The sequence below is a fragment of the Rhodococcus sp. ACT016 genome (assembly GCF_050477185.1).
Lineage (GTDB): Bacteria > Actinomycetota > Actinomycetes > Mycobacteriales > Mycobacteriaceae > Prescottella.
The window spans coordinates 1,377,747-1,389,622 of record NZ_JBEAET010000001.1; the positions used below are offsets into that span (position 1 = coordinate 1,377,747).

Genomic DNA, 11,876 nt, shown 5'->3' on the forward strand with positions numbered 1-11,876 from the left:
GCAACCTTTCCCTCCGACCGGTGCAATCACCTCGGAAGGCATTCGGAACCAGCTCGGTAGGCCGCCGGTCGATCCGTTGACTGTATTCGTCCGTGAAACTGCCCAGAACTCCTGGGACGCACGACTTCCCGGATTACCGACTACGTATCGTCTCGAGCTGTCCACGGTGTCGCCGACACACCGTCCGGCGTGGGAACGTCTGCTGACTCCGCCCCCACAGACTCAGCCATTCCTGGACGTGGGCAAAGTCGTGCGCACCCCGAACCTGCGGCTGTTGTCCGTCGTCGATCGAGGAACAAAGGGTCTCGGTGGGCCTACCCGCGCGGACAAGCTGGCGGACGACCGCAAGGACTGGGTTTCGTTCGTGCTCAACGTGGGCGAGAAGCGGGATACCTTCCAGGGAGGTGGCACCTACGGCTACGGCAAGGCCGTCCTCTATCGCCTGTCGAAGGTCGGGACGATCCTGGTATACACGCGCACCGAAACTCCTGGCAGTGGGCTGACCTCCCGGTTGATCGGAATCGCACTAGGCAGCTCGTTCGACAGCAGAGAACGCATCGACGCCATCGCTCGCCCGTTCACGGGCCGTCATTGGTGGGGTGACATCCAAGGCGAGCACGTCGAGCCGCTGCTTGGAGAGGAAGCGGACAACGTGGCACGGATGCTCGGATTACGTCCTTTCGAGGTGCATGAGTCGGGCACGACTTTGACCGTCATCGACCCCGATCTGGACGATTTCGAAGACACCGAGGCGGCAGCGCGACACCTGGCCAACACCATCGCCTGGCAGATGTGGCCGATCATGCTTCCTGATCGGGGAGACCGTCGTCTGATCCCCGAGGTCGTTGCAGCTGGTCGAGTGTTCGAAGTGCCGGATCCCGCCAAAACGTATCCGCTGCGGTTGTTCGTCTCTGCATACAAGCGGCTTCCGACTGATCGGGCGATGACGCTCGAGTGTAAGAACCCAAAACGAGATCTCGGCCGATTTGCGCTGGAGAAGGCCGTCGTTGTTCCGATGTCGGAGAACGATGTACCAATGGCCGCCAGTTACGCTGGTGTGGACGGCGATCCGCACCATGTGTGTCTGATGCGGTCACCCGAGCTCGTGGTCAAGTACTACGAGGGGCCAAAACCCGGATCTGTCAACAAGGCGTACGCGGGTGTCTTCCGTGCCAGCGACGATCTGGACGAAACATACGCCGCGTCCGAGCCTCCGACTCACGACAGCTGGGTTCACGAGCAGTTGACGGGCCGTGACAAGACTTTCGTGAAGGTAACGTTTACAAGAATCCGAGAACAGCTGTCGGCCTTTCGGACTCCCGCCGCGATCACCACGTCCAGCTCGAAGGGGTTTGCGTTGGGCGCCGCAAGCAATTTCCTGGGCGGCCTGGTTGCTGCCGCGCTCGCCGATCCGCACGACGCGCAGGCGAATGGTGGCTCGACGTCGAATGGTGTCGGAGGCGCTCGACGGGGTTCCTCCGGTGGCGGCCAGAAGGGCCGGTCGTCGAGTTCTCGTGATCGGGTGCGGGTGTCGGCTGCGAATGAACCCCGGGTTGAGGAACGCGCAGGTGATGTCGTCGTCATCCAGCAGTTCACCGTGACGGGACCTGGCCCAGTGCGCCTCGACGCACGTCTCACTGTCGCCACGTGGGAGGGCCGTGAGGATGAGGCGCCAGCCGGTGCTCGACAGCCCACAGTGCGATGTTGGGTCACTGCTGACGGCGAACGGCAAAGCGAGACATGCATTGTCGACTCCCCAGTAGAAGTAGACCTGGTCATCGATCCAGTGCCCGACACCGTGACGGATATTGCGGTGACCGGAACTACGATCGTGGAGGAAGTCTCGTGAGTCGTGCGTATCCTTTCATGCGTCCGCCGAAGAGCACGATTGTGGCTGGGCCGTGGTCGCGGGTTACTGCGGACGGCACAGAGGAACTTCCGCAGGAACTGCCGGACTGGGACTATGACACGGTCCTCTCGATCTGCCGGCCTGTACACATCGACGGTCTCCGTGCCCGCCGGCTCGGCGGACTCGCCGACGACGCAGAAATCGATCTGTCCGTTCGGTGGGCGTCGAGCAGCTCATCACTACGCGGAAGGGCCTGGCGTGCAGCAGTTCCGGCACAAGACGGGATCGACATGAACATTGAGTTGGAACTCGCAGGGGACGAACTCGGTGGAGTGCTGGAACTCGATACGATCCTGACCTTGCGTCGGTCGACGGAGGGCAGTTCACCGGCAGCAGCACACCGTCCGGGGAGCGTGCTCTGGAGCGACAAGTTCTCCATTCTCTTGCAGGGCGATGCGGTGCTGTTTCCGCTCGCGGTCGCGGACTTCCACGATCTGCCTTATCCGACGAAGGCCAGCTGGTATCTCGAACTCGGAGATGATCTCGAGGCGGCGGCACTCGGTTCGATCCTTCTCCTCGCGAACGAGAGGCGGGAAGTGGTCGTCAATGCGTTGGCTGGCGCAGCTTCGCCATCAGATGCTGATCGTCGGGTCCTGTCGACGCTGCGCACTGATGTCCAACGTGCGCTGATCGAGCGGGCACTGACGCACGAGGATTTCGAGGAGGACGCCCAGTACCCGGCCGGGTCGCTCGGGGCCCTGCTTGCAGCCATGCTGCGGTTCTCATTCCCGGCTTTCAGTCTGGAAGCATTGCGGCGCGAACGGCTTTTGGAGCCTGCACTGTTCACCAGCCGTGTCCAGGATGCGACCAATCTCTTGGCGGCCCCATGACGAGTGTTCTCTACCCGAGGCTTCTCGACCGTGCAGCACGAGAGCTGCACGAGCAGTACTCGCAACTGACCGTGGACGAGTTGCAGGACCGGGCCGCGTTCCGGCACAGGTCCGCAGTCTTCGCCGCTACCGGTGGGCGGCGGGTCGCCGATGAAGAACTCCAGGAACTGCGAGATCGGATCGTCAAAGCTGCGGAGAACGCGGGCTTTCCCGGCGAAGGGCGGCGTGCTGACCGAGCCACGTTCGACCTCGAGGTGGCCCAACTCCTCCATGAGCGATCTGGGTTGGTGGCTGCGGAGGCTTCGGTCCGGTCGATCTGGGCGTTCCTCGCACTCGTCGTACTGCCTGACATTTCCTACTGGCGGTACCCGAATCCGCCTGTGGATCGGGTAATGGGCACCGACATCACCCGCCACGTCTGGGGACGCTTGTGGTGGCGTGCCCACCTGCTTGCGCTGCCACAGCGTGTCGAACCGTATCGTCTCCTCGACGCGTTTGGGGAGGCCGCGTTCGATCAGATTTTCGCCCGAAGGAGGTCCCTCGGTGGCAGCCGTGCACTGGTTCGTGCGCTGGCCGAGACGTGGCCAGCCGTCGAGCGTGGTGGAGTCAATGACCGCCAACTTCTTCGAGATGTGCTCAAGCGGTTGCTCCGGACCAGCGCGATTGTGGAGTTCGAGGCGTTGGACGGCGACGAGTTGCTCCGTCAGGTGTCAGAAGCGGTGGCCGAGTCGGTGGTCGTTCTCAGCGTAGATGTTCCGTCAGCTGGCCATCGTCATCTGATCGAGGACTAACAAGTCCGACGTAGCGTCTTCCATCGAGTGAGTATTGGTCGGAGAACGCGCCGATAGAGTCGGCCGCGGCAAAGCGGGGGATCGGCTCGGTGCAGACTAGGTTCATCTAGGTTCGCCGCGACCACCTCCGCCGCTGAACCGCGTCCAGCGGCGAGTCGATAGATGGCCAGTGAACTACGGAACGACTGACTTGCATTGCAGGCAAAGTGATTCCATGCCGACGTCGACCCGGTGGTCATTGCGGTGGGCGGCGTCGATCCACCTGTGGAGGATGGCAACTTCACTGGGGTGGTTCTTCTGCTTGCGGTAGATGATCGCGTCCTGCTCGGTGTACCAGGGGGCTGGCTCCCGGCCGTCGCAGTTCTCTGGCAGCTCGACGACGGCGATGACCTCGAGCAGCAGGGTGAGGGCCTCGCCGATTCGGTTGCCCCGCTTGAGTTTGCTTGACCGGTTCCACCCACACGGGTAGTGCCGGCCGCGGACCTGCTGTAGAGGGTCGTGTCGGTTCTGCGGTGCGATGTCACGGTCGTCGGCGAGGCGTAGGCGTCGACTGCCGGCGTGGAGATCCCCGACAAAGAGCTGCTGACGGGCCTCGACCGCGAGGACCGAGAGCTGCTGACTCGGCGGCCGATCGGACGCCGAGTCCTGTACCGGGCTCTCGGCGCCACCCGGATCAACAGGAACCCGCTATCTTCTCGCCGGACCTGTCGATTCCGTTCAATACCAAGAAGGGCATCGACCGTCGACTTGGCCGAGTCCATGTGTACGCCGCGGGTGTCTCGTTCCAGCTGTTCGCCCGTACCGGACCAACGCCCCGACCAGGACAGACCTCCCACCGGTTCCGAGACGATGAACCTCAGTTCCAGAAAAAGACCGGGCCAACCCCACCGAATTCGACAGATCGGCACTGTCGATCCGCAGCACGGCCATTACGGCATCTACGGTGGTGCGATCCTCTCGAACTCCTCGAGACTCGGTTCGTGCCAACTTACGACTCTTGGGTCAGGAGGCACGGGCCGGGAGCACCAGGAGCGTGCCGTCGCTGTGCTTCTCGATTTCGATCACAACATCAGCGCTCGGGGAGGTTGTGCTGTGAGCGGGGGCGAGCGCACGGAGCCGGTACGACGTGTCCAGCAGGCTGTCGACCTGCTTCCGGGTCATCACCTTGTCGATGAGCCGTTTGGGAGAGCGCAATTCGAGCGCCGACAGCCGCCGCAGGACGTTCTCCACACGGCTTTCCAGGTCGGCGATCCGCCGCTGGTCGTCTCGGAGGCTCCGTACGAAGTTCTCGAAAGGGTTGTCCTCATTGCTCTGGCCGACCTCGACGCCCTGCAGGACGACCACCCGGCGCTTGAGCGCGATCGCGAGCGCCGCCAGCTCGAGATGGGTGCGAAACTCGCCGCCGCCGTCGTCGGTGACTCCAGGGAATGCCACTTCCAGTTCGGCAACGTCGACGTGGTTGCCGACGACTGCGTCGAGCGCGGCCTCCCACTTCTTCACGCGGTGTTCCGCTTTCTGTGTCGCAGTACTGATCGCGTGAACAGCGGAGTCGAGGCCGAGGGATGCTCCGACCTTGCCGCGATCCAGGAGGAGCGTCGTGGCCTTGTCGATCGCGTCGCGGCAGCCGTCGAGCTCACTTCGCTCGGACTCCAGTTTATCGGCGTGGAGCTTCTCCAGGAGCGCAGTGATGTTCTCGATGGCCTTTTGGCGCTCGTGGTCGGCGTACGCGCTGGCGCCAACCGCGACGGCCATGAGCACAAGCGGAACGGCCACGGTCAGTGCGCCTCCCGCGGCCGCTGCGCCTGTTGCGGCACCGATGACAGTTCCCTTTGCCCCGGCAGATGCTGCTTCGACCGGCACAAAGGCGGCCTTAGCTCTAATGACGTTCTTGCCGGCGCCAGCGACCAGGTCCCCGTAGACGCCGCCGTCGACCGTTTTTGCTGCCATCGGCTTCACAAGGCCCTTGCCGAACTGCGAAGCCACCTTCGCTGGCACGTGCATTCGGTAAAGCACTTCGCGGGATTGGGCGACCTGGGCGACAGCAGGCATCTTCGATGAGTTGGTCACGAGTCGCGAGAGCTCCTGCGCTAGCGGACTCATGGCATCGAGCGGCAGTCCGTTCGATCGCTCGCGCTTGGCCGGGAGTGGATGCGCTTCCAACGTAACCAACGGTGCCGACGTAAATGCGGCCAGCGCCGACCGGAGCTCGGACAGGCGCTCGGGGCTGAGGGCCCCCTCGTCCGCGAACGCGGGAACGGTCGCGCCCTCGATGGTGGACAGAGTCCAAACGGGCACGATCGTGCCAGCTTCGTCGCTCATCAATCTCCTTGGTCAGAACCCACACGATATCCGCCAGAGCCGACAGATTCGGTCTCCTTCAGGAGACTGACGGGCGAGGGGGAGGACTTCGGAGCCGGAGGCATCCTTCGCTGGCCCCAAACGGCTATTCTTCACGATCTCCTTGGTGCGGGCGGGAAGGTCGACGGGCGGTTCGTATTCGTCGCGGCGATCAAAGACGTCTTCGCGGAGCATCTGGTCGGCAGCTTCGACGTGACCCTGAACCTCCAACGCTTTGGCGAGATTCGCATTTGATTTGATCCGGCCGCTAGCGGGGTAAAACCGCAAACGGTAGTGGGGATTTGGAGAAGACCGGGCGAGGACAAGCCTCACCCAAAAGGATCCACCCGATGATCGGCCGTCTGGCCGACGCCGGGGTTCCCGTCGACAGTTGCTGCCGGGTCTTTTGGGGGCGTCTCGACAGGGCTACTAGAGACAGACCCGTTGACCGTCTCGTCCCACAACATTGGAAGTGAGACGGTCGTCCGCGGACGAGCGCAGGAGCGGATACCCCCAGCTCGCGCCGTCTCATAAGTTGATTCCGGAATTCGTGTCGAAACCGCGTTACAGAAATAACTTTCGATACGCGCGGCGGCGTGGACCGAGCTGCGTATCGGTGGCTCGAGGAGCACGGCTGGTTGACGGACCCGAATCTGCTGTGCGGCAGCGGAGTGTGTGCGACGAGACCGGAGCGGTAACGAACCCTCACCTGAATAGAGGGTCAGGATACGTTCGCCCAGTAGGCGTAGAGCAGTTCGCGTTCTTGGGCAGGATCGCCGTCGAACGAGTCGCCGACTTCGCCTGTCGCCTGGGAGATAACGAGCGCAGCCAGCGACGGTTCTTCTCCTGGCCGACGGAAGCGGTTTTCGGAGAGCAGGTCGAGGATCCGGCCCAGCCCGTTTGGTACGCACGGCAGGTCGAGAGCGGCAATGAGGTCGCCGTAGGTGATCGTCGTGCCGGCGACCGCGATGTCGATTAGGTACGGCCGCATCTTCTCGAGCGTGGTGAGATCGAGGTCGGTGACGGTCAGTACCCGCCCCTTGGAGGTGAGCTTCTCACCCACCTGCAGTGTCATGCCGGCATTCTCGTCATGCTGGCATTCTCATTGAACGAGGCTGTCCAGGTCCACCCGCAATCCGGGCAACGGCGGTCGAAGCCGGGATGGCAGCAACCCACCCAGTCGACCCACTCGGGAGTCTTGTCCATCGCATCCGGTCCCGTCGGCATTCCGATGGCCAGGTGACGGACCTCCGGACTGCTGCGGCGTGGACAGGTTCCGCGTCGGATCGGATAGTTCACGAGTTCGTACGCATCGACATCAGGCGGAATCGTCACACCGACAAGCTTCCTCGACCGCCTGACGTTGCACACCCCCTTTTCCTGCGGCCTTCACACCACATGTCCGGACGGCCAGCAGCAACATCAGACGGCGGACACTGCGGAACAACTCACGGGTGTTCGCGCCCTGGCGGTGGGGCGCGCCGAGAGGCATGCCGTCCATGCCGTCCTGTTCGGGGATTTTCCCGGTGAAGTCGGCCTGGGCGGAGAGCGTGCCGCATCTCGACGATCTTGACGCTGTCTGGCCGCATCTCGACGGCGAGGTGGGGTGTCTGAATCTGTTCATCTCGAGCGGCAGCAACCGTTGTCGGTCGGTGGTGCTACAACGATTGCTGCAACGACGGTCACGCTGATCCGGGCGTGCGCCGAGGGCCGGGAGAGGACGTATGGGGTCGGTGGGGGCGGCGCAGCTGTGGGCCGACAAGCAGGGGTTCGGGGTCGAGACGCTATGGGATCCGGCGTGGGTATCGCAGCCGCACGGGGTGGGCGGTCCGAAGGGCTGCGGGGGCTGTATCTGGTGCAGTTCGCCAACGTTGCCGTGTATGTGGGTAATTCGACGGTCGACTGCGCGAGCCGACTGCGGGCCCACGGTGACCGGTGGGACGACATCGTATCGGTACGGTTGCTGCCGTTTCCCGGGGTGACTCCGCGCTGCGGCGTCGCGAGCGGGAGCTGATCCACGCCGCGGAGACCGCGGGGATCGTGGTACGCAACCGGGAACATGCGCTACGGTTCGAGGGCACCTCGCTCCTCGAACAGCTCGTCGATATCGATCTGCAGACCGAATGGCTCGACAATCCGGCCGCGGTCAACGCTGCCGATACCGCTACCCCGGTGATGCTGCCGGCATCCCAGATCGAGGCGTACGCCGACCGCTACCGGCGGTTCGAAGGACGCCGCCAGGTGCTCGACGCGGTGGGCAGCTACCTACGGCACACGATGCCGCTGCCAGCACGCACTGAGGCGTCGTTCTGGGCGGTCAGTTGCCACCCCACCTCGAACAAGCAACGGGTCCTGTGCGTGAACGTCAACCAGATGGAGACCTTCGTCGTATTCCACCCCGATACCGGCTCTGGCCTCCACGCCTTCGTGAACGTGGACCGGACCGAGCTTCCGGCCAACGACCTCAAACGTCGCTGGTTCCTGCTCCGTCGTGGCATCAGGATCGGCTCCAGCCGATACGTCTCCGGTGGGGCCGACCAGATCCAGCTCCGGGTTACCGGACATGCGGCGTTGGCCCGGATGCTCGACGACCCCGTCATGCGGCGGGCCGCCGCCTCGTTCAACCTTCATCTGATGCGAAAGGGGCCGTGCCGCCACACCAAGGCGCACAGCGCACAACTGGCCGACGCCGCGTTGTCGCGCACCCGAGTACCGGACACGCAGTCTTGAGACAACCACAGGTTGTGCGCCGCAGCGCATACCGAAAGTCCGCCCGCTCAGCAAGCACGGGGTGCGGGCGGGGCACCCAGAATCGGCAGCGATCCCGGAACCCCGCCGGCGACAAGTTTGGAGAGGAACCGATGCTCGAGGTCGAGGCCACCCACGTCACGACAAAGCGGAACCCTTCGGCATGGGGTGTGAGCTGCACCCCGGGATTTTCGTTGTTGACGGAGACGGCGTCCACACGGTCCGGGAGTCGGCAGAAGCCTTTACCCCGCCGCCCGCGGCGGGCGAAGCAACCTTCCGCATCGCCGATATCGCCCTGGAGTTTGCAGACATGTATGACAGGAATCTGCGGCAGGCCGATGAACACGAAGCATCGTCTGTCGAGCGTCGTGCTCGCCGTTCCTCCTCACGACCTCATGAATGATCCGATCTCCGGTAGAAGCCCAGTATCCGATGCGGGACAACAGAAGTGAACGATCCGACACCATCAACCTCAACCACCATCACCTGGTCCGGTCGGCCGCGCGGACCGCGTGACCGTCGTGGTCATGGCGTCGGCGGCGGAGTCGATCCCACTCGCCGACCGAGTGTCCTGGATGCGACAGACTCATGCACCCGACGTTGCGGTGCGCGTTACCGGATTCGCCTGCGACGCACCGATGGACCTCGAGTCGACCGCCGTGTGGGCGGCGCAGGTCGCGTGCATGCGCGCGGCTGTCCGACAGAAGTACGGCGACGAGCTGGCGCGGTGGTTCGGGGCCACCCACGTCTGCGTCGACCCCGACCGGGTCACGCATCCCGTGTCGGGGACCGGGTGCCGCGCCGACCTCGCCGGCCACTGGGCCCAGCTCGACGAGCCCGAGCGCTCCGGGCTCGCGACCCACATCGTGGTGCTCGGAGCCGAGTCGACCGGAACCATGACGGTCAGTTGCGCTCTGGCGCAACGCTATCGGGACCGCGGCGGTGTGTGGGCGCGGACCTGATGGGTGCCCGAGTACGGTCGCCAGGCCACCCACGACAAGCTGAACCGACTGCGGGCGGTGCGCCCCGACGCCGCGATGGAGGAGCTGACCTGGACCGGTGACGACTTCGCGGACATCGCCGCGGAACAGACCCGGGTCGAGGAGGTCGCCGCCCGAACAGGCTCGCCGGTGCTGATCTGCGACACCAATGCCTTCGCCACCACCGTCTGGGAGCGCCGCTACCTCGGAACCGGTAGCGAGCGCGCCTGGGAGGGCGTCGTCGACCGGCACGCGCTCTACCTGCTCACCGATCACACCGGCGTCCCGTTCGTTCAGGACGGCATCCGCGACGGAGAGCACATCAGGGCCGAGATGACGCGGTGGTTCGAGGACGCGCTGACGGCGACCGGACGGTCGTGGGTGCTGCTCACCGGTTCGCTGCCCGAGCTGGTGGATCTCGCGGAGCGGGTGGTAGATCTTGCCTTGGCGCAACGGTCGTCGTTCGGGGCACCGCTGTAGTACCAAGGGTCAGGACAGCACGGCACCGGGATTCAGGATCCCCAGCGGATCGAGCGCGCTCTTGATCCGCCGGTTCAGCTCCATGACGTCCTCGCCGAGCTGGCCGGGCAGCCAGTCCCGCTTGAGCCGTCCGACGCCGTGCTCGCCGGAGATGGTGCCGTCCAGGGCGATTGCGAGATCCATGACGTGCTGAACGCGGTGCGGGCGCGTTCGGTCATGTCGGGGTCGGTGGGGTCGAACACGATCAGCGGGTGGGTGTTGCCGTCGCCAGCGTGGGCGACGGTGCAGATGAGGACGTCGCAGTCCTCGGCAATCGCCTCGACACCGGTGATGAGCGCGGCGGTTTGGTCGAGGCGGGAACCGATGGAGCTGCTGGCAATGGCAAAGGCGACCGACCGATGCCGAGGTCTTCGAGCTATTGGAATCGCCGAGAAGCTTGATCAGCTCGCACGTGCGGTGTTCGTCGGTGGAGCCTTCGAGCCAAGCGATCACGGCTGCGGCAAGCCCCTCAGTTCGGGCCGGCCGCGCTCACAGCTGCGCCCGCATGAGCTCCAGCAGTTCGCTGATGCCTGGCTCGTTGCTCAGGTCGAGACCGACGATATTGCGGGCGGCACCCCGGCGGGTGAGCTGTGCGTCGGGGGCGCGCAGCAGGGTTTCGGCCGGGTTGAGGGTGGCCCACTGCAGGGCTGCTGTCCACGCGCGTGGGAAGCGGGCCGCGTAGATCACCTCGAGGTACCGGTCGGCGCTGGCCTGCGGGTCCTTGCGGACCACGACCACCCGAACCTCGTCGAGCCCCGGCGCGACGGCGAGCCCCTCCTTGACGGTGGCCAGCACTGTGGAGCCGAGCGCGGCGGCATACAGTTCGTTCCGTTCGGTCTTGGTGCGCTTGTGCAGTGTCGGCTTGCCGCTCGGTGTCAGGGCCGGTTTGCGTTCCGGAACCAGGTCGGCGGTACCGAAAAGCACTGCCACACTGGCGTATGCGACTCCATCCTCGTTGCCGTTACCAACACACGCGGCCGGCCACTGGTTGTCCTCGAACGCGGCCTCCATCGCGTCGTGGACGGTGTCCGGGTCGTTGGTGGTCAATGCCCGCCAGTACTCGTCGGCCTGATGCTGATGTCCTGCGTGCTCGGCGCAGGCCTGCTGCCACAGCGCATCGGCGTCCGCGCGGCCGGCCTGCTGTGCCCACGCCTTGGCTTCCCGGCGGCGGGAGCGCGCGAAGAACGACACCCCGCGCAGCGCCTCGGTGGTGCGGGCCGCGATCAGCGTGTCGAGATTCGGTGGCGTCGGCGGTGCCAAGGTCGGCGGTTGCGCGGGCGCGAACTCTTCCCGATGTAGGGTGCGCAACGCGTCCTCGATGCGCTGGACCTCGGTGATCTGCTCGGCCCGCTGCGCCGCCGCCGACTGCCGTTGGTAGGCAGCCAGGCTCGTGTTCCGACCTCGCGCCGGGGTACTGGTGCGACCGCCCCGATGACGAGCGCTGCCTCCGAGACCTGTCCATACTGTGATCGGACCCGCGCCGGAAGAGACGGTCGTTCGGCCGCCGCCGACGTGGATGCGTGCCGCGCGGGGACCAACGCTGGTGCGGAGCCCGCGACTCGACGCGCGGATCCGTACACCCGGTGCAACCCGGAAGCTCATGCCGATGCCCATGCGGTCATAGTGGCACGCACGTCCGATATTCCGGGGCGGTTGTTCAAAACCCACTGACCTGCCGCCGCGCGGCCGACACCCACGGCCGCGGGATATGCTCCGGGCCGACCGTAGGATCGCCTCTCTCACGAGCACCAGTGGTTGACGG

Annotated in this window: 10 protein-coding genes and 1 pseudogene; 7 read left to right on the top strand and 4 right to left on the bottom strand. The window is 64.9% G+C overall.

Annotated elements, in window-relative coordinates:
• Window positions 1–238 precede the first annotated feature (238 nt).
• From ACQ5DX_RS06330 to ACQ5DX_RS06345, 4 genes are all read left to right on the top strand, one after another.
• A complete protein-coding gene (locus ACQ5DX_RS06330) occupies window positions 239–1,849 on the top strand; it encodes a hypothetical protein (RefSeq protein ID WP_430331821.1) in 1,611 nt (536 codons plus the stop codon).
• Window positions 1,846–2,739, top strand: a complete 894-nt coding sequence (locus ACQ5DX_RS06335; protein WP_430331822.1) for a hypothetical protein — start codon at window positions 1,846–1,848, stop codon at window positions 2,737–2,739. The genes ACQ5DX_RS06330 and ACQ5DX_RS06335 overlap by 4 nt, the downstream gene beginning before the upstream one ends.
• The gene (locus ACQ5DX_RS06340; RefSeq protein WP_430331823.1) at window positions 2,736–3,530 is read left to right on the top strand and encodes a DUF6339 family protein; all 795 of its coding nucleotides are present in this window, start codon (window positions 2,736–2,738) and stop codon (window positions 3,528–3,530) included. Before ACQ5DX_RS06335 ends, ACQ5DX_RS06340 begins: the two co-directional genes overlap by 4 nt.
• Before the next feature lie 231 nt (window positions 3,531–3,761).
• Window positions 3,762–3,977, top strand: coding sequence for a hypothetical protein (locus ACQ5DX_RS06345; protein ID WP_430331824.1), 216 nt, complete (start codon window positions 3,762–3,764; stop codon window positions 3,975–3,977).
• Between the two features lie 555 nt (window positions 3,978–4,532).
• Here the strand turns inward: ACQ5DX_RS06345 and ACQ5DX_RS06350 are convergent.
• The gene (locus tag ACQ5DX_RS06350; RefSeq protein ID WP_430331825.1) at window positions 4,533–5,849 is read right to left on the bottom strand and encodes a hypothetical protein; all 1,317 of its coding nucleotides are present in this window, start codon (window positions 5,847–5,849) and stop codon (window positions 4,533–4,535) included.
• A gap of 739 nt (window positions 5,850–6,588) precedes the next feature.
• On the bottom strand, window positions 6,589–6,942 hold the full coding sequence (locus ACQ5DX_RS06355; RefSeq protein WP_430331826.1) for a hypothetical protein: 354 nt from the start codon (window positions 6,940–6,942) through the stop codon (window positions 6,589–6,591).
• Between the two features lie 860 nt (window positions 6,943–7,802).
• Here ACQ5DX_RS06355 and ACQ5DX_RS06360 point away from each other — a divergent pair.
• The 3 genes from ACQ5DX_RS06360 (at window position 7,803) to ACQ5DX_RS06370 (ending at window position 10,075) form a co-directional block, all read left to right on the top strand.
• Entirely contained in the window at window positions 7,803–8,597 is a 795-nt protein-coding gene (locus ACQ5DX_RS06360; RefSeq protein WP_430331827.1) for a hypothetical protein, read from the top strand.
• A gap of 530 nt (window positions 8,598–9,127) precedes the next feature.
• On the top strand, window positions 9,128–9,577 hold the full coding sequence (locus ACQ5DX_RS06365; protein ID WP_430331828.1) for a hypothetical protein: 450 nt from the start codon (window positions 9,128–9,130) through the stop codon (window positions 9,575–9,577).
• A 3-nt stretch (window positions 9,578–9,580) separates the two neighbouring features.
• Window positions 9,581–10,075, top strand: a complete 495-nt coding sequence (locus tag ACQ5DX_RS06370; RefSeq protein WP_430331829.1) for an AAA family ATPase — start codon at window positions 9,581–9,583, stop codon at window positions 10,073–10,075.
• Between the two features lie 9 nt (window positions 10,076–10,084).
• On the opposite strand, the pseudogene ACQ5DX_RS06375 reads toward ACQ5DX_RS06370, so the two are convergent.
• Both ACQ5DX_RS06375 and ACQ5DX_RS06380 read right to left on the bottom strand, forming a co-directional pair.
• Window positions 10,085–10,416, bottom strand: a pseudogene (locus ACQ5DX_RS06375) (FAD-linked oxidase C-terminal domain-containing protein); the annotation flags it as partial.
• 187 nt (window positions 10,417–10,603) lie between these two features.
• A complete protein-coding gene (locus ACQ5DX_RS06380) occupies window positions 10,604–11,728 on the bottom strand; it encodes a DUF4236 domain-containing protein (RefSeq protein WP_430331830.1) in 1,125 nt (374 codons plus the stop codon).
• Window positions 11,729–11,876: the final 148 nt, after the last annotated feature.

Coding starts and splice junctions, on each gene's coding strand:
- ACQ5DX_RS06350 (WP_430331825.1), bottom strand. CDS start 5,849: ATGAGCGACGAAGCTGGCACGATCGTGCCCGTTTGGACTCTGTCCACC.
- ACQ5DX_RS06355 (WP_430331826.1), bottom strand. CDS start 6,942: ATGACACTGCAGGTGGGTGAGAAGCTCACCTCCAAGGGGCGGGTACTG.
- ACQ5DX_RS06340 (WP_430331823.1), top strand. CDS start 2,736: ATGACGAGTGTTCTCTACCCGAGGCTTCTCGACCGTGCAGCACGAGAG.
- ACQ5DX_RS06380 (WP_430331830.1), bottom strand. CDS start 11,728: ATGGGCATCGGCATGAGCTTCCGGGTTGCACCGGGTGTACGGATCCGC.